We start from the raw sequence: 25,060 nt of genomic DNA, 5'->3' as shown, positions 1-25,060 counted from the left end.
AGGGGATACGCGTTCACCAGCACGGCGGTTCTGCGATCAGCTACTTTTGTCCAAAGCGTAGCAAAAAAGCCTCACGGAGCGGTAAACGGCGGCCGTGTCGGCTTGCCGGTCGTCTTCCCGATCGGTCGCCCGATGCCTACATTGCTGGGACTTGTTTCCGGAGAACTTCATGTCATCTCGTTTCCCCAGTCTTTCCAGCATCCGCTTGAAAGGGCTCGCTTTATTCCTCCTGGCGTTGGCCGTGCCGGCAGCGTCCGCCTTCGCCGCGGACGAGCCAGATCTGATCTTCCGCCGTTCGACCGTGTTCAAATGGATGAGCCCGAACGACAAGCTTGCGACCTACGGCCTCGACGATCCCGAAGTCGAGGGCGTGGCCTGTCATTTCACGGTGCCGGAGAAGGGCGGCTTCAAGGGCTGGCTGGGCCTTGCGGAGGAGGTCTCGGACATTTCGCTCGCCTGCCGTCAGGTCGGTCCGATCAAGTTCAAGAACAAGATGGAGCAGGGTGACGACATGTTCCGCCAACGCCGCTCGCTGTTCTTCAAGAAGATGCAGATCGTGCGCGGCTGTGACGCCAAGCGCAACGTGCTGGTCTACATGGTCTATTCGGACAGGCTGATCGAGGGGTCGCCGAAGAACTCGACCTCGACCGTGCCGATCATGCCGTGGGGACCGGCGGACGCCAACATCCAGAAGTGCGGAGAGTTTTTCACTCAGTGACGCGCTTGCGTTCACTCAGTGATGTCAGCGCGGCTGGCGCGCGGTTTTGCAAGATGCGAGCCGGTCAGCCGCACGAATGACTGCGGCGTGGCCTCAAACCCACGACTTGATTGCAGAGTCATTTCGCCAGGCGAATTGGCGCTGCTGCGAACTGGCCGTTGCTCCCAGCGGTCCGTTCGTTGGTCCGCATCGCGCGTCGTTGCGCGATTCTGCGCCGTCATGATGGCCGTTCCTCACATGAACGCGCTCGGCGATGCCCGGGCGTCTCGGTCTCGATAGCTTGGGTCGCAGTCGAAGCGCCCCCGGTTCGACAGGACCCAGCCTTCGTTCGGCTTCTCTTCAGCAGAAAAACGTAAAACGCATGTGAAGGGTGTGAGGCGGGATCATGACGGCGCCAGCGCTCCGGCATGCATCTGAACTCGCACGGAACCTGCCAGCCACATTGGGTGGCCGCATGACCCATCTGAAAAGATTGAGATTTTCCGTCGAATATGTCGTCGCCGCGAGCGGGACGAAACAATTCTCACGGAGATGAAACCATTTTCCGGCTTTGGCGCATCACGCGCGAAACCGCCCATGGTTATCAACCTCACAACGACGACGGCGCACGCCGGCCACCGAATTCAGAGAGAACTCCATGCGCACGCTCAGCCTCATCCTTGCTTTCGCTTTCGTGCTCGCCGGCTCCTCGTTCGCAGGCTCGCCGGATGGCAATGTCCCGGGCATCGGTACCTTCCAGTACAGCGGCTCGCCGATCACGACCCCGGCGCCGCAGGCGATCGTGGTTGCCGCGCGCTTCTGATCGTCAACAAGAAAAATCAGCCGATAAAGGCCATCATGCTTGTTCGTTTTTGCGCCGCGGCGTTCATATCCTTTCTGACGATCAGTGCCGTTCAGGCGCAGGTGCGCTCTCCCTCCAGATTACCCGATCCCCGTACTGAGTTCGTGAGGCAATGCGCGCCGCGCATGCTCGGACGATGGGAGCATCCGGAAGAGGTCTGCGGCTGCCTGCACGATCATGCTGCCGCCGTCGTCGAGGATCGCGATCTCCGCGAGGCCCTGCTGCGGGGCATCAGCGAGACCGGGGTGCCGACGATCGAGACCGACTGGGTGCCGGCCTCAAAGCAGACCGAAATCGGCCCGACCTTCACCAAGATCGCCAAGCCGACCCTGCAATGCATGTTCGATCCGGCGAAGTAGCGCTCATCGCTTCGATTTCGGACCAAACCGCGACACGCAGGTGCTCGTCCGTGCGACGCCCTTGTCGGTCATCTTGGCGCCGCGGACTTCCTTGACCTGTCCGGCGGGACAGGTTCCGTCGTCCACTTGCACGCGCTGGCCGAGCTTGAGATCGACGATGTCCTGTTCGCGTCCGACTGTGCCTGCGCGCGCCGTCGCGGCGAGTGCGATGAAGATCAGGAGCGAGAGGCAAGTCGCACGGCGTAGCAGCATGGTGTGAGCTCCCAGCATCGATGCCGCAATGTAGGGAGCGGCAGCCGATTCTCATAGCGAACGTTCGTCATGCCCGCCGGGCCGGCTTGCGCCTCGCACGCAAGGCCGCTCGCGATTCCCGCGCGAGCCGCTCGGCGGATGCCACGAGCTTCGGAATCGCGTGGCCGGAAAATCCCAGCACGAAACCGGGCAGAGGACGCGCGCGTGAATAGGTGTCGGCCAATAGCCAGCCTTCGGCGCCGGCGGCCTGCTTGGCGTCTGCCGCCACAGCCAGATCGACCGAGGAATCGAACCGGGCGACAAGATGCAGGCCCTGCGATGGGACCGGCACCGACAGCACGCCGTGGGATGCGGCTTCGAGCGTCCCGGCCAGCGCGTCGCGCGCCTCGCGGTAGAGCTTGCGCACGCGCTTCAGGTTCGCCGCGAACGCGCCGGAATTGAGCATGTCGGCCACCGCACCCTCCATCAGCGTGCCGGGAAAGCGGTCGAGCGCGGCCCGCGCCGCGGTGACATCCGCAATCAAGCGCTCGGGCAGGGCGCAATAGCCGATGCGCAAGCCCGGAAACAACGTCTTGGCGAACGTGCCCATGTAGATCACGCGCTGGAGGTGATCGATGCCGGCCAGCGACATCAGCGGCGCGCCGTCGTAACGGAATTCGCTGTCGTAATCGTCTTCCAGCACGAAGGCGTCGGCCTGCCTGGCCCAGTCCAGCAGCTCGAGCCGCCGCGGCATCGACATCTGCACACCCAGCGGAAACTGGTGCGACGGCGTCACATAGGCTGCGCGCGCGGACGGCGCCGCTGCGCGGCCTCTGGCGACACGCATGCCTTGCGCGTCGACGGGAACGGACACGGCACGATAGCCGCAATGCGCGATGGTTTTGCGCGCGGCGGGGTACCCTGGATCCTCGCACCAGACCTGGTCGTTGGGCTTCAGGATCGCGCTCAGCACGATGCGTAGCGCGTGCAGCGTGCCTGACGTCAGCATGATCTGATCGGGATCGCAGCGCAGGCCCCGCGCCGACAACAGATGATCGGCGATCGCCGCACGCAGCTCGCGGCTGCCGCGGGGGTCGCCATAGTGCAGATGCTCCGCGCCGAAGGCTCGCATGCGACGGCCGACAAAGGCGCGGAAACGCTGTACTGCGCGCGCGTCGATATGGGTACAGCCGAGCGAAAACGCGCCTTGCCCCGGCGTTTCGACGCTGATCTTTGGTCGCTTCGGCTCGGCCGCGCGCGCGGGGATACGCGCAGCGACGAAGGTGCCAGAGCCGACGGTGGCGTCGGCGAAGCCATCGGCGATCAGCCGCTCATAGGCGGTGACGACGGCATTGCGCCGAAAGCCGGTCTGTTTGGCCAGCGTGCGCGACGGCGGCAGCGGCTCGCCCGGCTTGACGAGGCCGGCAACGATCATCTCGCACAGCGCCTGGTACAGCCGGTGCGCCGACGAGGCGCCAGCCGTGACGTGCGGACCTGCGAGATCGAGCGGCAGCTCGGCCTTGGCCGGCGAGGGGACGAAATTGGTCGGAATTTTTCGCATGGGATTGGCACTATCGCGGACCAAATCCGCGGCTACAACTGCCCTGGAATTGTTCCAATCCGACAGGAGCGGCCGTGAGCCAGACCGAGAACCCAAATTCCTATCCGACGTCCGCGCGCAACCAGGTGAAGCGCCGTCACGACCGCGGCTTTTACGATCACGACACCGTTCATCGCATCCTGGATTCCTCGATGCTCTGCCACGTCTCCTACGCGATCGACGGCCAACCCTATTGCACGCCGACCTTCTTCTGGCGCGAAGGGACGAAGCTGTACTGGCACGGCTCGAGCGCCAGCCGCATGCTGCGCAATCAGACAAGGGGCGAGCGTGTGTGCCTGACGGTCGCCCATCTCGACAGTCTGGTCCTGGCGCGCTGCGGGTTCAATCACTCGGCCGATTACCGCGCCGTGATGGCGTTCGGCACCGCCTATCTCGTGACCGATCCCGAAGAGAAAGAGCGCGCGGTGATCGCGATGGTCGACCGCTTCTTCCCGGATCGGACAGCGAGCCTGCGGGCGAGCAATGCGCAGGAGATCAAGGCGACCTCCTTTATCGCGATGGAGATCGAGGAAGCCTCCGCGAAAGTCCGGGCCAAGGGTGTCGCCGACGACGACGAGGACTATGCATTGCCGATCTATGCCGAGCGCATCCCCGTGCGCACCGTGCTGGGCGCGCCGGAGCCTTGCGCGCGGCTGCTCGACGGCGTGCGCCGGCCGGCGACACTGAATGGCTATTCGGAGGGTCGGCTGCTCGAAGATGCATTGCGGGATGCCTATTTTGCAGAGTACCCGAACGGCTGAAATCGGCTAGCTTGCGCTCCTTCGATGATCTCAATGCCCGATTGGAGTTGCCTGATGAATGCCGAAACGCAGCAGAGGATTCTTGACGCCGTCGATGCCGGCTTCGAAGCCCAGCTCGCGACCACACGCGATTTCGTCGCGATCCCCTCGACCCGTGGGGCGGAGGGGCCATGCCAGGACATGATCGGCGACCTCCTGCGCGCGCGCGGCTACGAGGTCGACGACTGGCACATCGATGTCGACGACCTCAAGGATTTGCGCGGCTTCGGCCCCATCGAGCATGATTTTTCGAAGGCGCGCACTGTTGTCGGCACGTACCGGCCCAAAACCGAGGCGGGCAAATCGCTGATCCTCCAGGGCCACTGCGACGTGGTACCGGCGGGGCCGCTGGAATTGTGGGATACCCCGCCATTTTCGCCCGTCATCAAGGACGGCAAGATGTTCGGTCGCGGTGCCTGCGACATGAAGTCGGGCACCATCGCAGCGCTCTCTGCGCTCGATGCGATCAAGGCCGCGGGCCTCAGGCCGACGGCGCGGATTCACTTCCAGTCCGTGATCGAGGAAGAAAGCACCGGCGTCGGCGCGCTCTCGACGCTTCAACGCGGCTATCGTGCCGATGCTTGCTTCATTCCTGAGCCGACCGGCGGCAAGATGGTGCGCTCGCAGGTCGGCGTGATCTGGTTCCGCCTGCGCGTGAAGGGCCATCCGACCCATGTCGCTTTCGCCGGCTCCGGCGCGAACGCAATCATGGCGGCCTATCATTTGATTCAGGCGCTGCAAAAACTCGAGATCGAGTGGAACGAGCGCGCGAAAGCCGATCGTCACTTCAAGGCGCTGAACCATCCCATCAATTTCAACCCCGGCATCATTAAGGGCGGCGACTGGGCCTCCAGCGTGCCGGCCTGGTGCGACGTCGACTGCCGGATCGCTGTGTTGCCGGGCTGGTCGATCGCCGATCACCAGAAAGAGATCATGGCCTGCGTTGCGGCTGCCGCACGCAACCACCGCTTCCTCGCCAACAATCCGCCGGAGGTCGAATGGTCGGGCTTCTTGTCGGAAGGCTATGAGCTGACCGACGCCGCCGCGCCTGAGGCGGCGTTCGGCAAGGCCTTCAACACCGTCTATGGCGGCGAAATCGAAGACCTCGTCTTCACCGCGCTCACCGACACCCGCTTCTACGGCCTCAATCACGGTATCCCGAGCCTGTGCTTCGGCGCGAGTGGCGGCGAGATGCACGGCTTCAATGAATTTGTCGATCTGGACTCGCTGAAGAAGACGACCAAGGCGATGGCGTTGTTCATCGCGGATTGGTGCGGGGTCGAGAAGGGGTAGCTCTCGTGTCCCGGACGCGGCGCAGCGCGAAGTGGTGCGCCGCAGAGCCGGGACCCACGTCACCGCACAGTTGGACCCCGGTTCAGCTGCGCATCGTTTCACGCTGCGCTGCGCCCGGGGAACGAACCATCTTCCGCCTGCCCAATCCAGCGGCGCCCCCAAATCCTTTAAGCTTAAACTAAAGACTAGGATGCCGCCCGCGCCGGTGGCAGACTGGCGCCAGCTGCACAAGACCCGAGTCCGTCGAGGAAGCAACGATGCGCGATTGGGATGACGCTTACGCCAATTCGGCCCATATCCCAGGCTCGGACAAGATCCCGGCGTTATGGGCGGAGCGGGCGGCGGCTTATCGTGCCGGGCTGAAGGAGTTTCGCGCCGACATCGCCTATGGCCCCGGCGAGCGCCAGCGCCTCGACCTGATCTTGCCAGACGGCGACAGCAAGGGCCTCGTCGTGTTCGTCCACGGCGGCTACTGGATGCGCTTCGACAAATCGACATGGACCGATCTTGCCGAAGGCGCGCGTCATCATGGCTGGACGGTGGCACTGCCAAGCTACACACTGACGCCGGCCGCGCGCATCTCCGACATTACGACGGAAATTGCCGCAGCGATCGCCAAGGCGGCCGCTCTCGTCGCGGGTCCGATCCGGCTCGCCGGCCATTCCGCGGGCGGTCATCTCGTCACGCGTATGCTGTGCAATGATAGCCGGCTCGATCCCGCCATCTTCAACCGCATCGCCGGCACGCTCTCCGTCAGCGGCCTGCATGATCTGCGTCCGCTGCTCAAGACCAGGATGAACGACACCCTGCGCATGACGATGGAGGAGGCGACGCTGGAAAGCGCAGCGCTGCATCTGCCGCGTGGGCCTTCCCCCGTGACCGCCTGGGTCGGCGGCAATGAGCGGCCAGAATTCATCCGCCAGTCCGATCTGATGGCCAATGTCTGGACTGGCTTCGACGTGCCGACGCGTCTTGTCGTCGATCCCGGGCTGAACCATTTCACCGTGATCGACGCCCTCAAGGACCCGTCGTCGCCAATCACCGCGCGCCTGATCGGCCTCGACTGACGAGGCCATAACGATCGATCGAAAGGGCCTGCCATGACGTCCAGCGAATACGATCCCGCAAGCGAAGGCGCCGAGACCGATTTCGCCCGGCGCATGTCTTATGGCAACTATCTGGCGCTGGATGCGATCCTCGGCGCGCAGCATCCGCTGTCGGAAGCCCATGACGAAATGCTGTTCATCATCCAGCATCAGACCACCGAACTCTGGATGCGGCTCGCCATCCACGAGCTCAGCGCCGCACGCCGTTCGATCGCGAAGGATGAGGTGCAGCCTGCGATGAAGATGCTGGCACGGATGTCGCGGATCTTCGAGCAGCTCAACGGCGCCTGGGACGTGCTGCGCACCATGACGCCCAGCGAGTATACGCGCTTCCGCTCGCAGCTTGGCCAGTCCTCAGGCTTCCAGTCGCGGCAATATCGGCTGATCGAATTCCTCCTTGGTAACCGCAACCACGCCATGCTCAAGCCGCACGCGCACGATCTGGAAACCACGCAACTGCTCGAAGCCGAGCTTGCGACCCCAAGCCTTTACGACGAGGTGCTGCGGCTCGCCGACCGCAACGGACTCAAGATGCCCGCGGCCGTGCTGGCGCGCGATGTTCGCGAGACTCACAGTTTCAACGAAGGTGTGCTGCAGGCCTGGCGTATCGTCTACGAGGCGCCGGAAACGCATTGGATGCTCTACGAGCTCGCCGAGAAGCTGGTCGATTTCGAGGATTACTTCCGGCGCTGGCGCTTCAACCATGTGACGACAGTCGAGCGCGTCATCGGTTTCAAACGCGGCACCGGGGGCACCGGTGGCGTCAGCTATCTCAAGCGCATGCTGGAGGTCGAGCTGTTTCCTGAACTCTGGCGCGTGCGCACGATCCTGTAGAGATTTTCATGACCAAGCTTCGCGTCTACGACGACACCAAAGCGCTGTTCCATATGCCGGACGGTGTGATCTATCTCGACGGCAATTCGCTCGGCGCGTTGCCGCTTGGTGTCGCCGAGCGCGTCAGCCGCGTCATCACCGCCGAGTGGGGCGATGAGTTGATCCGCGCCTGGAATACGGCGGGCTGGTACGTCCAGCCGCGTCATGTCGGCGATCGCATCGCGCGACTGATCTGTGCGGAAGCCGGCTCCGTCATGGTCGGAGATACGCTGTCGCTCAAGGTCTATCAGGCGCTCGCCGCCGCGCTCGACATGAACGCATCGCGCAAAATCGTCCTGTCGGACACCGGCAATTTTCCGACCGACCTCTACATGGCTGAAGGCCTGATCGCGACGCTCGGCCGTGGCCATCAATTGCGCCTGGTGGCGCCGGAGGAGATCGAGGCTTCGTTATCGGTGGAGATCGCGGTGCTCTACATCACCGAGGTCGATTACCGCACCGGACGGCGCCACGACATGGCGAAGCTGACTGCAACAGCGCATGCGCTCGGCATCGTCACGGTGTGGGACCTCGCGCATTCGGCCGGCGCGCTGCCGGTTGACCTTGCCGGCACCGGCGCTGATTTCGCCGCCGGATGTACCTACAAATACATCAACGCCGGCCCTGGCGCGCCGGCCTTCCTCTACGTCGCGCCGCGCCATGCCGACAGCGTGCGCGCCGCTTTGTCGGGGTGGATGGGGCACGCAAAGCCGTTCGCGTTCGAGCTTGCCTATGCGGCCGCCGGCGGCGTCGAGCGCATGCGCGTCGGAACGCCGCCGGTGCTGGCGATGGCGGCCTTGGAGGCCTCGCTCGACATCTGGGATCGCGTCGATATCAGGGAAGTCCGCGCGCGTTCGCTGGCGCTCGGCGATCTCCTGATTGCCGAGGTCGAACGCCGCTGCCCGTCCTTGAAGCTCGTCACGCCGCGCCCGCATGAGCGCCGCGGCTCTCAGGTCTCCTTCGCCTTCGACGGCGGCTACGCCGCGATGCAGGCCCTCATCGCCCGTGGCGTCATCGGCGATTTCCGCGCACCTGACATCATGAGGTTTGGCATCACGCCGCTGTATATCGGCGAGGCCGAGGTGATGAAGGCAGCCGAGATCATCGAGGAGGTGATTGCGGGCGAGGTGTGGCGGCGTCCGGAGTATCAGGTAGTGAATGCGGTGACGTGAGGTCGAAGGCTGTCTCCCCCGTCATTGCGAGCGCAGCGAAGCAATCCAGAAATGTATCCGCGGAAAGAGTCTGGATTGCTTCGCCGCGCTCGCACTGATTACCTCGGACGTCATTGCTTTGCCGCGTGGAGCAATTCACCCTGCGAGCAGAATGATTTGGGAGGAGATCCGATGACGCCGCTCGAGAAACTTAAAGCGATGAAGATGCCGTTTGCCGAACTCAAGGGCGTCGAGTTCGTCGAGGCCGGGAAAGATCGCGTGGTGGCGCGGATGACGGTCAGGCCCGATCTCTGCACGCTTCATCAGACCATCCACGGCGGCGCGGTGATGGCGCTGGCCGATTCCGTCGGCGCAGCGGCCACCGTGATCAATCTGCCGGACGACGCCAAGGGTACGACCACGCTCGAGAGCAAGACCAACTTCATCGGCGGGGCCAAGGAGGGAACCACCGTGATCGCGACCGCCACCCCAATCCACAGGGGCCGGCGGACGCAGGTCTGGACCACTCGGCTGGAGACCGAGGACGGCAAGCTGGTCGCCGTGGTGACGCAGACCCAGCTGGTCCTCGTATGAATACGGGGCTTGATTTTATTAACGAATTAGTCGCCTCCAATGCCCGAAACTTGGGCAGGTTCCCGTCTTGAAAAGTTTGTTGCGATGCACAATATTGGAGGCCTAGGGATTCGAACGCCTCCTCGAGGGATACCAAGAGGAGTTTTGACTTGTCACTCGCAGCAGATTTTGGACTTGAACTAACCAATCGCCCGAAGTCCGTTCAGGGCTACGTGCGCACCTTGAGCCAGCAGGAAGAATTGCCGCTCTTGCGCGATCACCTGCTGAGGCTCGATGCCGAAAGCCGGCACGACCGCTTCAACGGTTTTCTCGATGACAGTTTTATCGAGCGTTACGCCGCCCGCTGTGCCGAGGACGGCACCGTGATCGTCGCCTATATCGTCGACGGCGTGGTCCGCGGTGCGGCCGAGCTGCATCCGCCCGAGGGGGATTCGCTGCCCGAGGTCGCCTTCAGCGTGGAAGCCTCGGCGCGGCGCCAGAACGTCGGCACCGTGCTGTTCAGCCGCCTGATCGCGGAAGCGCGCTGGAAAGGCTACAAGCGCCTGCGCATCACCACCGGCGCCGAGAACCACGCAATGCGGGCGCTCGCCAGGAAATTCGGGGCGCATCTGCAATTCCGTCATGGCGAATCGACCGGTACGATTGATCTTGCCAAGGCGCCTGGGGACGAACTTGCTGATCTCGCGGCCTCGCCATTCACGGCCGGCCGCGCTCTTATCAGTTTCAACTCGACCTGCTGGAAGATCATCTCCAGCATCTATGGCAATCGCGCCGCCTGACCTGAAAAAGCCGACTGGAATCAAAAAGCGGACCGGCAAAACCGGTCCGCTTTCGTATTCAAAATAACGAGCTAAGCGTCAGGTGCCGGTGCGCTTGTCGTTGCCGAAGCGGCGGACGACACGGCGTTCGACCACTACCGAGCGCTGCGCACCCTGTTCGCCGGCGATCACGCGGGTCGAGGTGATGCGGCTGTTGGTGCGAACCTGTTTCTTGACCTCGGCCTGGACGACATCGAGCGGCATTCCCATCAGGGCTGCGGCGATCTCGGCCTGCTGCTCCTGATCGTCGGTGATGCCGACGGCGGCGAAGATCGCCTCGTCCAAAGTCGGGGGATCGTGGCGCACGCGCCGCGTGCCATATTTGGTATTCCAGTCTGCGTTCATAACGGCCTCGTTTCGATGCCGGGATACCTAGTGCCGTCCATGTTGCATTGCAATATGAAATCGGTGTGGCATCTCAGCTATGCACGGGCTGGGTGTCAGGGTGGTGACGCGACACCGGCAACATCCGCAACCAGCTGTTGTGGCCAGCGTTTCAGCGCCGCGTGGCCCGCTTCCGTCAGCCCGTAGATTCCCCGCTCGGTGCGTTCGAACCACCCATACACATTGTTAAGCATGATCTTGCCGGCATCGGGCCAGCGTTGGCGCAATTCGCTCACCCGCCGCGGACCCGCCGCGAGTTCCGAGGCGCAGGCCAGCGCCTGCTGCCGATAGGCCGTCATGATCGGCGCGCGGGTGCTGCCGCCCAGCACCGGATCGCCCTGGCGGCGCTGATGCTCTGCGACGAGGCGCGAACGCACCTTCGGCTCGCGGCGCGGGGCTGCCGTCGGCGGCTTCACCAGCACCTCGACCTGACCCTGGTCGGTCACCCCGAGCATGCCGAAGCCGAGGCGGCGACAGAGATTGCGATAGCGTGCGTCGGTCTCGCGTCCCTTGCCGCGCACTGACATCTTTGCGGCAATCCAGACTTCGTCGCCAGCCGGTGCACGATCGACCGCCTGAAGGATCAGCTCGAGATTGAAGCTCAGCTTGAGCTCGCCGATCACCACCACTGGCGGATTGCCGGCACTGAGGCCCACGAGATCGCAGCCGCCGATCTCGCCCTTGACCGTGAAGCCGAGCTCTTCGAGGAACCGTTTGACAGGCAGGTAGAGCGTGGTTTCCAAAGGAAGCTTCCGAGTATCATGTCCGATCGGGGAATCAGTTGCGGGCAGTGTAGAGCTTTCCTGGCTTCGATAGAATCGTAGCCGGCGCAAAGACAAGCAAACCGGTATGCGACTACACCCGCCCGCCGACCGGGATCAGCGCGCCGGTGACGCCGCTGGCGGCATCGCTGGCGAGGAACAGGATGACTTCGGCGAGCTCCTGCGGTGTCACCCATTTGGCGAAGTCGGCTTTTGGCATGTCGGCGCGGTTGGCCTTGGTGTCGATGATCGAGGGCAGCACCGCGTTCACGGTCACTTTGTCTTTCCACTCGCTCGCCAGCGCCTCGGTAAGGCGATGGACGCCGGCTTTCGACGCTGCATAGGGGCCCATGCCGGAGCCGGCCTGAAGCGCGCCCATGGCCCCGATATTGACGATGCGGCCGGCCTTGGACGCGGCCAGATGCGGCAGCGCCGCGTGCGAGGCGTTGAGCGCCGTCAGCAGGTTGAGCGCATGCATGCGCTGCCATGTCTTCACGTCACCGTCGCCGACCATCTCGAAGGCGAAGCCGCCGGCAATGTTGATCAGCGCATCGAGCCGGCCGAAATGCTTCGCCGCCGCCTCGACCGCCGTCTTTGCTTGTGCTGCGTCGGACAGATCGACGCCGCCGATCTCGATGCGTTCAGGCATCGCGGGGATCTGCGACGGCGCATGGTCGATGCCGGCAACGCGCGCGCCGCGTGCCAGTGCGGTCTCGGCGACCACCTTGCCGAGCGCGCCGAGTGCGCCGGTCACCACAATGACTTTTCCCTGCACGAGACTCTCCGTCCTTCACCTGTCGCCGACTATTGCGCGGCCCGAACTGGACTTGCAATGGCGGCCGGCTCCAGATTGGGCTAAGATGCAACTTTAGATCGTGGAGGAGGCTGTTTCATGACCGACAATTTGCCGACCCTCGAGTTTCCTGCTGCGATCGTTGACTTGCAGTATCCGCTGCCGAACTTCAGGAAGGCATTGGGCGGAAGGGGGCCCGTGCGCATCGTGGCGATGGGGTCATCCTCGACGGCCGGACTTGGCAACGTCGTCGCATATCCTGCGCGGCTCGAGCTGTATTTGAGAAAGCACTACAAGGATGACGATCCCCATCGGGACATCCGGATCGACGTGCTCAACCGTGGCAAGGGCGGCGAAGAAGCGCCGCAAGAAGTGGCTCGGTTCAAAGACGACATCTTTGCCGACAATCCTTCGCTGGTGCTCTGGCAGGTCGGAACCAACGCCGTGTTTCGCAGCAACGAATTCGACTTCGATGAGGTGGTGGCTAAGATCACCGAGGGATTGGCCCGCCTGCGCGATCATCCGGCCACAGATGTCATTCTTATCAACCCGCAATACGTCACGGCCATGCTCGGCGACAATGCCAAGCTCTCGGAGAAGATGGTCTCGGCGATCCGGGCCGCCGCGCAAGAGGCCAAAGTCAATTTGTTCCAGCGCTGGGCCCTGATGCGGCACTGGAACGAGCACAACAACGCCTCGCTCGAGCAACTGCTCGCGCCGGACGACGAGTTGAAGCTGCACCAGAGCGACTGGAGCACCATGCAAGTCGCGCGGGCTCTGCGTTCGGCGATCCTGACGGCGACCGGTGCAACGCAAAGATGCCCGTGCCTGATTACGACTTGAGATAGCGCTCCTTGAGCGCGCTCCGCTCGGCCGCGCCGAGCTTGAGCCCGTCGCGCAGATAGGTTTCGAGATCGCCATATTCGGCGCCGACAGCTTCGAAAGCTGCGGCAAGGTACGACGCCTCTACGCTACCGATGGCATTGCGTACGTCTTCGGGCAGATCGGTGGCAGCCGTCGCATCGCGCTTGTAGTGCTGGTTGGTCAGCAGATAGTCCTCGGCAATGACGTCATCCGGCACGCCAAGCGCATGCAGGATGAGGGCGCTGGCAAAGCCGGTGCGGTCCTTGCCGGCGGTGCAGTGAATGACGAGCGGCGCGCGGTCCTCCAGGAGATGCGCGAACAGGATGCGGAAACTGGCTGTGTTGTGGCGGACATAATTGCGATAGGACTCGCGCATGAGTTCGAGCGCGACCGGCGCGGTCAGCCTGCCCCTGGCGAGCTCGGCGCGCAGCGCAGCCACGACCGTCGGCTCGATCGGCAGCGAATGCACGGCGATCTCGTTGATCACGCAGACGCCCGCCGCGCGCTCCTCGACACCGCGAAAATCGAAGGCGCTGCGCACGCCCAGCGCGCGGACGATCTCGACATCGGCAGCAGTGAGCTGGCCGAGATGGTTGGAGCGGAAGATGTGCCGCCAGCGCGTGGTACGGCCATCTGCGGTCGGATAGCCGCCGAGGTCGCGAAAATTGCTGGCGCCCTGCAGGGCGAGATGGCGGGCAGGGGAGTCTTGTCCGGAGTTGTCTTGCGGGGACTTGTCTTGCATGAGATCAACTTGCGTTATGGTTCCATTGGACGCACGACGGGCGTCCTTGAGATCTATTACAGGGGGCGATCATGGGCCGGCACAAGGCCATTCTTTTGACGGTCGCCATGCTGGCGGGCGCAATGATCGGAGCGCGGCAGGCCGATGCGCAGACGTTCCGGACCTATCGGTGCGTCGATGGTACGCAGTTCATCGTTGGGTTTTATGATGCCGACAAGCGCGCCTTCCTCCAGATCGACGGCGAGCCTGTTACGCTCGCCAAGCGGATCACGGTCTCCGGCGCGCGCTATTCGGCGGCGGGGATCACGCTGGTGATCGGCAAGACCGGCAGCACCACGGTCAAGCATCTGAAGCGGCCGGTCACGGCCTGCGCGGGCATCTGAACGGCGGTATTGCCGCAGGAATCAGAAAGGGCCGAAACTTCGTTGTTTCGACCCTTTTTCAAACTGACGCCGGACGCTTGAGAGGGCGCGGCGGTATTGAACCGAACGCGGGCATCAGCGATCCCATTTCGGCTTGGCTTCATCGACTGCTTCCTGATGGTACCAGCTGCCGCTGCAAATCGTCTCGTTCGCGGGGAGCGAGGCGTGGTTGGCGGGAAGGCGGGTCTCACCGTTGCGGCGCCCCCCGAGAGCCGAGCGGCCCCCGACAGGGAATTGATAGATCTGTGCAGATCCGTGACTCAGTCCATTGTTCATCATTGCGGTATCTCCCGAGATCGCAGCGCTGGGCCTCCATGGTGCGCCCGACTCGTTGGCTTGTGGTTACTGGAATCCCCATATCGGCCGTGCATTCCGAAATGCAAAGTGCTGAAAAGGAAATCAGCCTTGGCCTATTTTGTAGGCAGACTGCATTCTGCTTCCTCTAAGGCAGCGGTCGGGTGGCTAACGCGTGGGCCATTGCGAAGGTTGCGGGCGACGGGCACAGACTTGGCGAATATTGCCGGACGTTGATGCGCGTTTAGTCGGCAACCTCAGGCGCCAGCCTGCCTGCTCCAGAATCGGGCGTTTTCCGCGGGATTTTTGCGGTGCAGCTTCACGCAAAGGTGCGCCGCTATGACGCACGGCGCAGTCGACCATCCGCCGGGCGGGAGAGGAGGCCGGTTGAGGTGGAAAACCTCCCGCGCTGCGGCCTTTTGGCACGTTAAATGCTTGGGAGGGGTCGGCCGATGTTGGCCGGGTAAACAATCGTGCGGGGGCCTGCGGCCCCCACCTTTCGCATCATCTACAGAGAGGCTCAATGACCAAGTATAAGCTCGAGTACATCTGGCTCGACGGATATACGCCGACTCCGAACTTGCGCGGCAAAACTCAGATCAAGGAATTCGCGTCGTTCCCGACGCTCGAGCAGCTTCCGCTCTGGGGCTTCGATGGCTCCTCCACCCAGCAGGCTGAAGGCCACAGCTCCGATTGCGTGCTGAAGCCGGTCGCGGTGTTCCCGGATGCCGCCCGCACCAACGGCGTGCTCGTGATGTGCGAAGTCATGATGCCCGACGGCAAGACCCCGCACTCGACCAACAAGCGCGCCACCATCCTCGACGATTCCGGCGCCTGGTTCGGCTTCGAACAGGAATACTTCTTCTACAAGGACGGCCGTCCGCTCGGCTTCCCGGCCTCCGGCTATCCGGCCCCGCAGGGTCCGTACTACACCGGCGTCGGCTTCTCGAACGTCGGCGACGTTGCCCGCAAGATCGTCGAAGAGCATCTCGACCTCTGCCTGGCTGCCGGCATCAACCATGAAGGCATCAACGCGGAAGTCGCGAAGGGCCAGTGGGAATTCCAGATCTTCGGCAAAGGCTCCAAGAAGGCCGCTGACGAAATGTGGATGGCCCGCTACCTGATGCTGCGCCTGACCGAGAAGTACGGCATCGACATCGAGTTCCACTGCAAGCCGCTCGGCGACACCGACTGGAACGGCTCCGGCATGCACGCCAACTTCTCGACCGAGTACATGCGTACGGTCGGCGGCAAGGAGTACTTCGAGGCGCTGATGGCGGCCTTCGACAAGAACCTGATGGACCACATCGCCGTCTACGGCCCGGACAACGACAAGCGTCTGACCGGCAAGCACGAGACCGCGCCCTGGAACAAGTTCAGCTACGGCATTGCCGATCGCGGTGCTTCGATCCGCGTGCCGCACTCCTTCGTCAACAACGGTTACAAGGGCTATCTGGAAGACCGTCGTCCGAACTCGCAGGGCGACCCATACCAGATCGCTTCGCAGATCCTGAAGACGATCGCCTCCGTGCCGGCCGACAAGAAGGCCGCCGCCTAAGATCCTCCCGGCCCGGGCTGGGGGGCTGGCCCGGGTTGGACTTCGATCCGCCGAAGCCGAAAGGCTTCGGCGGATTTTTCATTCTGATGACAGCCGTTGCGGGAGACTCCTCGGACATCATGGCGGGAAACTTGTCCATCGCCGCCGAAAGCGGGATAGAGTGCGTCTGGATGCGCGCAGGGCCGGGGACGGCTGGTGTTTGAAGGCTTCTACAAGGTGAGATTTCAGCTCGGCGACACGGTCGGCCGAAGCGTGATGCATGCCGGCAACGGCAAGATGCTCGGCGGCAATTCGGCCTTCGCCCATATCGGCACCTACACGAAGACCGAAGGAGGCGTCGATGTCGTGATCGACACCGTCCGCCACAACCCCGATCCGAACTATCGCGCCATGGCGGGCACGGACGATGCGACCCTGTTGGCCAAGGGCTGGGCCGACGGCGATCTCTATCGCTTCAAGGGCGAGCTCAAGGAGCTGCCGGGCGTACCCTTTCAATCGTTGATGACACCGATCACCGAAGACGAGATGCCGATCGCCGGCGGCGTCGGCGAGGCCGGCATCGCCGATGGGCTCTACTCGGTGCATCTGCGCATGCTCGATGGCGTCGACGGTGGTCTCACCGGCGTGATGCTGCTCAACAAGGGCCGCATCCTCGGCGGCGATGCATCGTTCTATTATCTCGGCAGCTACACCGCCGCCAACGGGCGCTGGAAGGGCCAGGTCCTCAATCAGGAGCACACGCCGGCCAAGGACGATCCGATCTTCGGCGGCCACGAGGTCGGCATCGGGTTCTCCGGCAGTTATGATGCCGAGCAGGCGGTGCTGGAGGCAACGGCGCTCGCCGGCAAGCGCAGTCTGCGCCTGACCGCCGCGCTCAAGCTGATGCACCGCGCCTGATCGCCACGGGAATCGCTGATGGAAAACATACGCATGCTTTCGACGCTCGGCCTGATGGGCGCGATGCGCAGCCTGTTCTCCGCCTACGAAACCGCGACCAGCGTCCACATTGACGCCGATTTCGCGCCGACGCTGGCACTGCTCAAGCGGTTGCGCGACGGCGAGGCTGCCGATCTCGTCATCCTCACCCGCGAAGGCCTCGACGAGATGATCAGCGAGGGCCGCGTCGTCGCAGGGAGCGCGGCCGATCTCGCGCGCTCCTTCGTCGGCATTGCGGTGCGGGCAGGGCAAGCACATCCCGACATCGCCACGGAATCCGCACTGCGCAACACGCTGCTCGCGGCGCGGTCCGTGGCCTATTCGCGGCTGGGCGCGAGCGGGGTCTATTTCGTCCGGTTGATCGCGCGGATGGGGATCGCGGCAGAGATCAACGCCAAAGCCACCATCGTCGAGCAGGGCTTTACCGCGGAGCGGCTCGTGAGCGGCGAGGCTGACCTCGCCGTGCAGCAGATCAGCGAGCTGAAGCAGGTCGAAGGCATCGAGCTGGTCGGCCCGATCCCGCACGATCTGCAGACGCCGGCCGTGTTCTCCGCCGGCAGGATGACAAGCGCCGAGCACGCCGACGCCGCGGATCGGCTGCTGCGCTATCTGGCATCGCCGGAGGTCGTCCCGGTGCTGCGCCAATCGGGACTCGAGCCTTGAATTTGCCGGGACGGCAACGCAACGTGGCGTCCATGCGGACTTTCCTCGTTGCCATCCTTCTCACGCTTGCGGCGCCGTTATCGGCGCATGCGCAATCGGCCGATCTCGTCCTATGCGACCGCGTCGCCGCCGATCCCAGCGATCCCGACAAGCCGGCCGATATGAGGGGCGTGACGGAGATTGCGGCCTCCGACGTTGCGACCGCCATCAAGTTCTGCAAGCAGGCTGCGCCATCATCGCGGCGCGCGATGTTCGCGCTCGGCCGCGCCTATGCGGCCAACCGGCAGACGGCGGACGCGATGGCTGCCTGGCGCAAGGCCGCCGACAAGGGATCGAGTGCGGCGATGGTCGAGCTCGGCGTGGCCTACGGCACCGGCTCCGGCGTCGCCAGAGATGAAGCGCAGGCGCGCAAACTGTTCGAGAAGGCGGCACAGGCCGGCAATCCCCGCGGCATCAGCAATCTCGCCGCGCTCGGCGGCACCGGCGGTGCCGCGCCGGCCGATCCAGCACAGGCGCGCGCGTTGCTCGGCAAGGCCGCCGAGACCAATGCGGAGGCGCAGTATCAGCTCGGCATGATGCTCTCCGAAGGCACGGGCGGGGCAAAGGACGACGCCGCGGCGCGCGCGCTGTTCGAGAAGGCGGCGGCGCAAAACCATCCCGGCGCGCTGGAGCGGATGGGCGCCTTCGCGCAGGAAGGCCGCGGCGGGCCAAAGGACAAGGACGCCGCGAAATCCTATTACGAGCGCGCCGCGGCGCTCGGCGATGAGGATGCCAAGCAGGCGCTGGAGCGGCTGCGCTGTCCCTATGCGATCAAGGACAAGCAGGGCAAGCTCGTCACCACGCTGTGCTTCTAAAGCGCGATGAACGCGCTTTAGGTTTATAAAACCGCCGCGCACTTTTCCGGATCATGCTCTAGCTTCACTTGTAGGAGTAGGCGACGTTGTTGCGGGCGTCGCGATAGCTCGTCTCGAGAAAATCCGGATAGTGCGCGGAGGCCATTGCCACCGCGCGGACGACGCAGTCCCAGAAATCGCCGTCCCAGCTGAAATGCGTGAAGGTCGCGTCCTCGAACCTGACGGCGGTGATGATGGCCCGCCTGATCGCAGTGTCATCGGCGCCGGGATGAGCACGCTTCACATAACCGAACGTCGGTCCCTTATGGGCGTGGTCGCGATCCCGGCGGTACTTCGCGCTGCTCCGCTCCGGCGTGAGGGTGCGGTTGACGCGGACCTCTGCGGCGGTCGGGCGCCCCTCGATCGAGTCCAGCTGATAGCGTCGGAGCCAGAGCTCGAACGCGGCATCGAGCAGCGGCAGCTTCGCCGCGCTTGCGATGAGGGTTGCGATCTGCGCCTCGGCTGATGGCTCCATTTGATCCATGCTGCTTTGTCGTGCGCCTCAGCCGGCGGGTTCGAAGCCGGCTTTGGTCAGTGCCTAAGGGCCGTTCGCGACCCGGCCAAAACAAAAAGTCGAAAAACAACCCCATGCACAGTAGCCAAGTAGTTGAAATCACAGCTCTGCAATGCTGTTGAAATCGCCACCTACGGAAATGCCGAAATCGGTTGCGCCGTCGGGCAAAACAGGCGCATGATGGCATCATTGCAGGGTGTGGCTTCGCGAATGGCCCTGCGCGAAAAAGCCCGATGGCCTTGATGCGATGGCGGTGCTAGGTAGCGCGTGCTTTCCTTCTGATTTTGCGGGTCACTTGCGTTGCTGGACGGGCTCTACAAGGTTGAATACGGCGTCAACGATGCCTTCGGCCGCAGCATCATGTGCATGCATGAGGGCAAGCTGCTGGGCGGCAATTCGGCCTTCGCGCATCTCGGAAGCTATTTCGAGCGCGACGGCGAGATCATCGCCGAAGTCATCACCGAACGGCATAACGACGATCCCAACTACCAGCCGCTGATGGGGGCTGACGTCGCCTCGATCGGCGCACGCGGCCGGCTCGTCGGCAACCAGATCCGTCTCGCGGGCAGCGCGGACACGATGCCGGGCGCCGGCTTCTGGGCCAATCTCACGCGGCTCGATGACGAGGGGTTGCCGCCGCAGGGGACGGTTGGTCCGGGCGGGGTCGTGAACGGGCTCTATGCGATCCATCTGCGCGCGCTCGACGGCGTCGATGCCGGGCTCTCCGGCGTCATGCTGCTGATGGACGGCCGCATCCTGGGCGGAGATGCGTTCTTCTACTACCTCGGCTCCTATTCCTCGGCGGACGGCCGCTGGAAGGGCGAGATGCTCAACCAGGAGCACACGCCGGCGAAAGGCGAGAACCTCGTGTTCGGCGGCAACGAGGTCGGGATCGGCTTCTCCGGAACCTGCACCGCCGACAGCGGTGAGCTCGAAGGCATCGCACTTGCCGGCAAGCGCAGCCTGCGGCTGGCGGCCTCGCTCAAGCTGATGCGGCGGGCGTAGGGCGGTTGCTTAGAATTCTGGGTGTCCGCTTGCGAAGGTAGAGCAGGCCTGACGTGCGACTTGGGCCGATATCGGCAAGTGACCCAACTACGACATTGAGTCGTCAGCGGATGCTTAGAAGCGCGGGGCGATCCGATATTGTGTCGGCTCTTCAGAGCGTTCTCTTTCCAATGGACTACGGGTGTTCCGTTCAATTTGGGCAAAAAAGAAGACGGTGCCTCCAAATGTTGACGAGACCACAAATCCTAGAATAGCGCCAATGATAACCCCGAACACGACTCCAGTAGTCGCTACCTGGCCCATGCCTTGCAACCGGATGTCAACGTTGGGAGAAATTCCGAAAATGCTCGACCAAACCGCTCCAGACGCTGCACCATAAAGTCCTCCGACAATCGTGCCGAAAAGTATCGAGAGCACCGCCATTGCTTCGACAATCCCCATCACCAACCTTCGAAAAGAAGTCATTTCACCCCTCCAGCTTGTGCTCCCATCCTACGGCGAAACAATCGAGCAGCAATACATTTGCTCGCCCATTATCGCAGCCTGCCGAGCCACAGCGCGGCGAGCGACTGGCGACTGCGCACAGCGAACTTGGCGTAGATCGACTTGACGTGGAAATGCGTGGTGTTCGGACTTTGGTCGAGCTTCTGTGCGATCTGCTTTTCCGTGTCCCCGGCGAGCAGTCCGAGCAGCACCCGGCGTTCAGCGGGTGTGAGGGGCGCGTTGGCGATGAGCAGTCCGTGGCTGAGCAATTGTTGACGGTGAAACCATCTCAAGGCGCGCATCACGAAGCCCAGACGCTGGCCGTCCTGTGCCGTAAAGCGGGGTTGCTGCGCATCACGAAATACGAACAGGCGAATCCTCAAATCGTCATTGAGCGCAATGCGCACGGAAATGCTGTCGGCGAAGCCGACATCCAGATAGTGCCGCCGATAGTGCTTGCCCTCGAACCATTCCGGCGGCAGCGTTTCGAACAGCAGGCGGACGCGGAACGGCTCATCGCCCGACATTGACAGGATCTGCGACAGGTCGACGTCGTCGGACCAGAGCGTATCGTACTGCTTCTGCACGGATGCCGCGACCGCGGGGATCGGGTCCAGCACCCTGACGAAGCGCGGACGCCAGCCGAGCAGGGGATCGGCCCGCTTCGGCGAAGGCAATCGCACGACCACGCCCCACAGCACATTGCGTGCCGACAACATGGTTCGCAGTGCGGACATCAGGTGGGTCAGCGCCGCATCACCATCGGCAACCGAGAAGTCGGCCAACTGATCCCAGAGCGCATAGATTTCTTGATTTTGCGGATCGATGGGATCCGTGGAGAGAAGCATGTCATTCCCAGTGCGCGTGCAGAGTTTCTCCGACCTCAGAGGTCGCCGACCTGCGCGGGCATACATAAAGCACGGCGAACCACCTTTCTAGGTAGTTCTCAGACCTATCCAGCGGCGCGATATTCGGCGGCGTGACTGGGAAGACGGATTCTCTCAGCGTAGCGACATTGGGAGATCAGCGATGCGTACGACGACGGGCGCGCCCGGCTTAGATGGCCCGGCGAAGGCCGGACGGACAGGCGATGGCCCGACCCTTTCTTCGTCCTCTCAGGCGCTATTCCGGCACTCGCAGCTTCCACCGGCCAGGGTGCCGGCGGTGGAGCAATGAAGTGAAGAATCTGCCTGCCCGTCGACAGCGCCGCGAGCTTCTAATGCGATCAGCTCTCCTGAGCGGCACGGCTTATGCCCTGATCGGTTGCACCTGTGCGCACGCCCAGACGGTCATCAATGTGTCCGACAGCGCCGGCCTGTCGGCGGCGATCGCGCAGGCCGACAGCAATGCCAGCGCGAGTTATGTCATCAATTTCCAGAACAACATAACGCTGACTGGCGCAGCGGCCGACACGCTGAGCGCCTTCAACACCACCAGCAACGTCACGGTGAATGGCGGCGGCTTCAGGCTGGACGGCGGTGGTGTGCAGCGCGGGTTCTTTGTCTACGCAGGCACTGTCGCCGTCAACAATCTGACGATCCAGAACACCCAGGCGCTCGGCGGCAATGGGGGCACCATTGGATTCGGTAGCGGGGGCGGCGCTGGCGGACTCGGTGCCGGCGGCGCGCTGTTCGTGGCGAGCGGCGGCCATGTGACCGTGAGCAACGTCGTTCTTTCGGGCAACAACGCAACGGGCGGCGCCGGCGCTGTCGGCGGTGACGGCGTGCCGGGCGCAGGAACGGCCGGCGGCGGAGGCGGCGGTCTCGGCGGCAATGCAGGGGGTGGGGCCGGTGGCGGTGTCGGACGCGGCGCCGATGGCGACACAGGGGTCGGAGGTGGAGCGGGCATTGTCGTGGGCGCGGCAAGTGGCGGACAAGGTTTCGGCGGTTCCCCCGGTGGCATTAACGGCGGAGGTGCCGGCGATGGAGGCGCCGGCGGGATCGGTGGAAGTCCTATATTCAGCAATGGCCAAGGCGGATTCGGCGGCGGCGGCGGTCATAGCGCTGCGGACGACAGAGGCGGCACAGGGGGATTTGGCGGCGGCGGCGCAGGGGGGCACTCGATAGCGGGCCATCAGGGAGGCGCTGGTGGCGTTGGCGGCGGCGGCGGCGGCGGCGGCGGGGCCGACCACTTGGGTGAGGTGGCCGGAACGGGCGGGAGTAGAGGATTTGGCGGTGGCGGCGCCGGAAACGGCAGCAGCATCGCGGCGAACGGTGGGAGTGGCGGAGGCGGCGGCGGAGGCGGCGGTGCCGGATTGGGCGGCGCGCTGTTCGTTCAGGAGGGCGGCTCGCTAACGATCGCCGGCGCGTTCAACGTCAACGGCGGCAGCGTCGCCGGGGGAGTCGGCGGCGCCGGCGGCAACGGTTTTGGCGGCGTGGACAATGGCACGGCAGGTAGTGGCGGTTCTGCCTTCGGAGCCGGCATCTTCCTTCAAGGCAACGGCATCCTCAACTTCCAGCCCGGCGGCGGTGCGACGCAAACGCTTTCGGACGGCATCGCCGACCAGACCGGTTCTGGCGGCACGGGTGTCGACGCCGGAACCTGGGGACTGAACAAGAACGGCGTCGGCACGCTGGTGCTCTCGGCGGCCAGCACCTATAGCGGCGCAACGATAGTAGACGGCGGAACGCTGCGCGCCGGACATGCCGCCGCGTTCGGGACCAGCGACCAGTTTTCGGTCGCGGGCGGCGCGACGCTGGATTTGAACGGCTTCAACCAGACATTCGCCGTTTTGCAAGGCGCCGGCACAGTGACCGGCGCCAACAGCACGATCTCCGGCATCTTTGCGCCTGGCAACGGCACGCCAGGTTCGTCGATGGCGATAACAGGCAATCTCGCGTTCCAGGCGGCCGCGCAATATCTGGTCCAAATCGACCCCACGACCGCCTCTTTTGCGGTCGTCAACGGTACAGCGACGCTTGGCGGCGCTGCGGTGGGCGCCAGCTTTGCGCCCGGGACCTATGTGCAGAAGAAGTACACCATCCTCACCGCGACCGGTGGCGTCGGCGGTACCTTCGGTGGCGTGATTACTTCCGGTGCGCCATCGAACTTTTCTTCGACGTTGAGCTACGATGCCAACAACGTCTACCTGGACATGGTGCTGAGTTTCGCCATTCCAGGCGGCCTCAACCCCAATCAGCAGGCGGTCGGCGACGCGCTGACGAAGTTCTTCAACACCACCGGCGGCATTCCCGCAGTGTTCGCAAACATGTCGCCGAAGGGGCTCTCGCAGGCGGCCGGCGAGACCGGAACGGGATCGCAGCAATCCACGTTCAACGCGATGAACCAGTTCATGGGCGTCATGACCGACCCGTTCATTGCCGGGAGGGACGAAGGCGGGAACACGCCCGGCACGGCGCCAGGTTACGCCGACGCGGAAGCGCTGGCGCATGCCGCGAAGAAACGCAATCCGAGCGATGCGCTGGCGGCGATTTACACCAAGGCGCCAGCTGCGGTGCCATTCCAGCAGCGCTGGAGCGTATGGGCGGCCGGCTTCGGCGGCTCGCAAACGACGGATGGCAACAACGTGACCGGCTCCAATGCGGCGACGTCGCAGGTCTATGGCACAGCTGTTGGCGCCGACTATCGCTTCTCGCCGTTTACCATCGCCGGCTTCTCGCTGGCCGGCGGCGGCACCAGTTTCAGCGTCGCCAATAACGGCACCGGGCGTTCCGACCTGTTCCAGGCCGGCGCGTTCGTTCGGCACACTATCGACGCCGCCTATGTCTCCGGCGCGCTCGCCTATGGCTGGCAGGACGTCACCACCGATCGCACCGTTACCGTCGCCGGCATCGATCGGCTGCGCGCGCAGTTCAACGCCAATGCCTGGTCGGGCCGCGTCGAGGGCGGCTACCGCTTCGTGGCGCCCCTGATCGGCGGAATTGGCTTCACGCCCTACGGGGCGGGCCAGTTCACCACGTTCGAACTGCCGGCCTATGCGGAAGGTGTCATCTCGGGCAACAACACCTTTACGCTCGCTTATACGGCGAAGAGCGTGACCGACACCCGCAGCGAACTCGGCGTGCGCGCCGACAAATCCTTCGCCATGCAGAGCGCGATGCTGACGCTGCGCGGCCGCGTGGCCTGGGCGCATGACTTCAGTTCCGACCGCGGCATCGGTGCGACGTTCCAGACGCTGCCGGGCGCCAGCTTATTCGTCAACGGCGCCCCGCAGGCTAGCGATTCCGCGCTTCTCACCGCATCCGCCGAAACCAAATGGATGAACGGCTGGTCGACCGCCGCGACTTTCGACGGCGAGTTCTCCAACGTGACGCGCAGCTACGCCGGCAAGGGCGTGGTGCGATATGCGTGGTGAACTCCTCGGGTGGCAGCGGTGCCGTCGGAAACGATCAAGCCGCGCCATG

General features: G+C 63.9%; 29 protein-coding genes. 18 read left to right on the top strand and 11 right to left on the bottom strand.

The features are described 5' to 3' along the window. Positions 1-169: 169 nt before the first annotated feature. Positions 170-718: a CreA family protein gene (locus ABIC03_RS01865; RefSeq protein WP_354055044.1), complete on the top strand. Its 549-nt coding sequence runs from the start codon at positions 170-172 to the stop codon at positions 716-718. A gap of 11 nt (positions 719-729) precedes the next feature. Here the strand turns inward: ABIC03_RS01865 and ABIC03_RS01860 are convergent, their stop codons facing one another. Beyond that, on the bottom strand, positions 730-939 hold the full coding sequence (locus ABIC03_RS01860) for a hypothetical protein (protein WP_275167158.1): 210 nt from the start codon (positions 937-939) through the stop codon (positions 730-732). Positions 940-1,355: 416 nt separating this feature from the next. Here ABIC03_RS01860 and ABIC03_RS01855 point away from each other — a divergent pair, with 416 nt between their 5' ends. Together ABIC03_RS01855 and ABIC03_RS01850 are read left to right on the top strand one after the other, a co-directional pair. After that, on the top strand, positions 1,356-1,520 hold the full coding sequence (locus ABIC03_RS01855) for a hypothetical protein (protein WP_275167157.1): 165 nt from the start codon (positions 1,356-1,358) through the stop codon (positions 1,518-1,520). A gap of 35 nt (positions 1,521-1,555) precedes the next feature. Further along, positions 1,556-1,918, top strand: a complete 363-nt coding sequence (locus tag ABIC03_RS01850; RefSeq protein ID WP_275167156.1) for a hypothetical protein — start codon at positions 1,556-1,558, stop codon at positions 1,916-1,918. 3 nt (positions 1,919-1,921) lie between these two features. Here the strand turns inward: ABIC03_RS01850 and ABIC03_RS01845 are convergent, their stop codons facing one another. Together ABIC03_RS01845 and pdxR are read right to left on the bottom strand one after the other, a co-directional pair. Then, entirely contained in the window at positions 1,922-2,170 is a 249-nt protein-coding gene (locus ABIC03_RS01845; protein ID WP_027517580.1) for a DUF6719 family protein, read from the bottom strand. Between the two features lie 67 nt (positions 2,171-2,237). Next, positions 2,238-3,710, bottom strand: a complete 1,473-nt coding sequence (pdxR, locus tag ABIC03_RS01840) for a MocR-like pyridoxine biosynthesis transcription factor PdxR (RefSeq protein ID WP_275167155.1) — start codon at positions 3,708-3,710, stop codon at positions 2,238-2,240. Positions 3,711-3,784: 74 nt separating this feature from the next. Between pdxR and ABIC03_RS01835 the strand changes: the two genes are divergently transcribed. The 7 genes from ABIC03_RS01835 to ABIC03_RS01805 all read left to right on the top strand — a co-directional run bounded on the left by ABIC03_RS01835 (position 3,785) and on the right by ABIC03_RS01805 (position 10,345). Then, positions 3,785-4,510, top strand: a complete 726-nt coding sequence (locus tag ABIC03_RS01835; RefSeq protein ID WP_354055040.1) for a pyridoxamine 5'-phosphate oxidase family protein — start codon at positions 3,785-3,787, stop codon at positions 4,508-4,510. A gap of 54 nt (positions 4,511-4,564) precedes the next feature. Continuing rightward, a complete protein-coding gene (locus tag ABIC03_RS01830; protein ID WP_354055038.1) occupies positions 4,565-5,842 on the top strand; it encodes an ArgE/DapE family deacylase in 1,278 nt (425 codons plus the stop codon). 257 nt (positions 5,843-6,099) lie between these two features. Further along, complete coding sequence (locus ABIC03_RS01825; RefSeq protein ID WP_354055036.1) at positions 6,100-6,909, top strand: hormone-sensitive lipase; 810 nt, start codon at positions 6,100-6,102, stop codon at positions 6,907-6,909. 33 nt (positions 6,910-6,942) lie between these two features. Continuing rightward, positions 6,943-7,782: a tryptophan 2,3-dioxygenase gene (gene kynA, locus ABIC03_RS01820; protein WP_027569723.1), complete on the top strand. Its 840-nt coding sequence runs from the start codon at positions 6,943-6,945 to the stop codon at positions 7,780-7,782. An 8-nt stretch (positions 7,783-7,790) separates the two neighbouring features. Next, positions 7,791-8,993 carry a kynureninase gene (gene kynU, locus ABIC03_RS01815; protein ID WP_354055033.1) on the top strand — a complete coding sequence of 401 codons (1,203 nt, stop codon included), beginning with the start codon at positions 7,791-7,793 and terminating at the stop codon, positions 8,991-8,993. A gap of 171 nt (positions 8,994-9,164) precedes the next feature. Beyond that, positions 9,165-9,566, top strand: a complete 402-nt coding sequence (locus ABIC03_RS01810) for a PaaI family thioesterase (protein WP_354055031.1) — start codon at positions 9,165-9,167, stop codon at positions 9,564-9,566. A gap of 149 nt (positions 9,567-9,715) precedes the next feature. Continuing rightward, positions 9,716-10,345 (top strand): GNAT family N-acetyltransferase, encoded by a 630-nt coding sequence (locus ABIC03_RS01805; protein ID WP_354055029.1) that lies wholly within the window; start codon positions 9,716-9,718, stop codon positions 10,343-10,345. Between the two features lie 78 nt (positions 10,346-10,423). Here the strand turns inward: ABIC03_RS01805 and ABIC03_RS01800 are convergent, their stop codons facing one another. The 3 genes from ABIC03_RS01800 to ABIC03_RS01790 form a co-directional block, all read right to left on the bottom strand. Then, positions 10,424-10,729 carry a hypothetical protein gene (locus tag ABIC03_RS01800; RefSeq protein WP_007591844.1) on the bottom strand — a complete coding sequence of 102 codons (306 nt, stop codon included), beginning with the start codon at positions 10,727-10,729 and terminating at the stop codon, positions 10,424-10,426. 95 nt (positions 10,730-10,824) lie between these two features. Then, complete coding sequence (locus tag ABIC03_RS01795; RefSeq protein ID WP_354055027.1) at positions 10,825-11,511, bottom strand: DUF2161 domain-containing phosphodiesterase; 687 nt, start codon at positions 11,509-11,511, stop codon at positions 10,825-10,827. 112 nt (positions 11,512-11,623) lie between these two features. Beyond that, positions 11,624-12,304, bottom strand: coding sequence for an SDR family oxidoreductase (locus ABIC03_RS01790; RefSeq protein WP_354055025.1), 681 nt, complete (start codon positions 12,302-12,304; stop codon positions 11,624-11,626). Positions 12,305-12,421: 117 nt separating this feature from the next. On the opposite strand from ABIC03_RS01790, the gene ABIC03_RS01785 reads away from it, so the two are divergent. Then, positions 12,422-13,165, top strand: coding sequence for an SGNH/GDSL hydrolase family protein (locus ABIC03_RS01785; RefSeq protein ID WP_354055023.1), 744 nt, complete (start codon positions 12,422-12,424; stop codon positions 13,163-13,165). On the opposite strand, the gene ABIC03_RS01780 is transcribed toward ABIC03_RS01785, so the two are convergent. After that, the gene (locus tag ABIC03_RS01780) at positions 13,155-13,928 is read right to left on the bottom strand and encodes a tyrosine-protein phosphatase (RefSeq protein ID WP_354055021.1); all 774 of its coding nucleotides are present in this window, start codon (positions 13,926-13,928) and stop codon (positions 13,155-13,157) included. The two genes, ABIC03_RS01785 and ABIC03_RS01780, sit on opposite strands and share 11 nt — an antisense overlap. Positions 13,929-13,999: 71 nt before the next feature. On the opposite strand from ABIC03_RS01780, the gene ABIC03_RS01775 reads away from it, so the two are divergent. Then, entirely contained in the window at positions 14,000-14,311 is a 312-nt protein-coding gene (locus tag ABIC03_RS01775; protein ID WP_354055019.1) for an MliC family protein, read from the top strand. 114 nt (positions 14,312-14,425) lie between these two features. Here ABIC03_RS01775 and ABIC03_RS01770 read toward each other — a convergent pair whose 3' ends face one another. Then, positions 14,426-14,626: a DUF2735 domain-containing protein gene (locus ABIC03_RS01770; protein ID WP_473301368.1), complete on the bottom strand. Its 201-nt coding sequence runs from the start codon at positions 14,624-14,626 to the stop codon at positions 14,426-14,428. A 541-nt stretch (positions 14,627-15,167) separates the two neighbouring features. Between ABIC03_RS01770 and ABIC03_RS01765 the strand changes: the two genes are divergently transcribed. The 4 genes from ABIC03_RS01765 to ABIC03_RS01750 all read left to right on the top strand — a co-directional run bounded on the left by ABIC03_RS01765 (position 15,168) and on the right by ABIC03_RS01750 (position 18,655). Beyond that, complete coding sequence (locus ABIC03_RS01765; RefSeq protein WP_354055017.1) at positions 15,168-16,202, top strand: glutamine synthetase beta-grasp domain-containing protein; 1,035 nt, start codon at positions 15,168-15,170, stop codon at positions 16,200-16,202. Between the two features lie 195 nt (positions 16,203-16,397). Then, positions 16,398-17,099 carry a GrlR family regulatory protein gene (locus tag ABIC03_RS01760; protein ID WP_354055015.1) on the top strand — a complete coding sequence of 234 codons (702 nt, stop codon included), beginning with the start codon at positions 16,398-16,400 and terminating at the stop codon, positions 17,097-17,099. 18 nt (positions 17,100-17,117) lie between these two features. Next, positions 17,118-17,801: a substrate-binding domain-containing protein gene (locus ABIC03_RS01755; protein WP_354055013.1), complete on the top strand. Its 684-nt coding sequence runs from the start codon at positions 17,118-17,120 to the stop codon at positions 17,799-17,801. A 32-nt stretch (positions 17,802-17,833) separates the two neighbouring features. Then, positions 17,834-18,655: a tetratricopeptide repeat protein gene (locus ABIC03_RS01750; protein ID WP_354055011.1), complete on the top strand. Its 822-nt coding sequence runs from the start codon at positions 17,834-17,836 to the stop codon at positions 18,653-18,655. Between the two features lie 64 nt (positions 18,656-18,719). Here ABIC03_RS01750 and ABIC03_RS01745 read toward each other — a convergent pair whose 3' ends face one another. Then, complete coding sequence (locus tag ABIC03_RS01745; RefSeq protein WP_354055009.1) at positions 18,720-19,169, bottom strand: hypothetical protein; 450 nt, start codon at positions 19,167-19,169, stop codon at positions 18,720-18,722. Positions 19,170-19,508: 339 nt separating this feature from the next. Here ABIC03_RS01745 and ABIC03_RS01740 point away from each other — a divergent pair, with 339 nt between their 5' ends. After that, positions 19,509-20,213, top strand: coding sequence for a GrlR family regulatory protein (locus ABIC03_RS01740; RefSeq protein WP_354055007.1), 705 nt, complete (start codon positions 19,509-19,511; stop codon positions 20,211-20,213). Positions 20,214-20,327: 114 nt separating this feature from the next. On the opposite strand, the gene ABIC03_RS01735 is transcribed toward ABIC03_RS01740, so the two are convergent. Next, entirely contained in the window at positions 20,328-20,678 is a 351-nt protein-coding gene (locus tag ABIC03_RS01735; protein ID WP_354055005.1) for a hypothetical protein, read from the bottom strand. Between the two features lie 68 nt (positions 20,679-20,746). Next, positions 20,747-21,544, bottom strand: coding sequence for a helix-turn-helix transcriptional regulator (locus ABIC03_RS01730; protein ID WP_275167137.1), 798 nt, complete (start codon positions 21,542-21,544; stop codon positions 20,747-20,749). Between the two features lie 371 nt (positions 21,545-21,915). Here ABIC03_RS01730 and ABIC03_RS01725 point away from each other — a divergent pair, with 371 nt between their 5' ends. Next, a complete protein-coding gene (locus ABIC03_RS01725) occupies positions 21,916-25,011 on the top strand; it encodes an autotransporter domain-containing protein (protein WP_354055002.1) in 3,096 nt (1,031 codons plus the stop codon). Positions 25,012-25,060 lie beyond the last annotated feature (49 nt).

This window comes from Bradyrhizobium sp. RT6a (assembly GCF_040547675.1).
In the GTDB taxonomy this organism is placed as follows: Bacteria; Pseudomonadota; Alphaproteobacteria; order Rhizobiales; family Xanthobacteraceae; genus Bradyrhizobium.
Note: the sequence above shows the minus strand (reverse complement) of the source record. Positions and strands in the feature narration are given on the sequence as shown.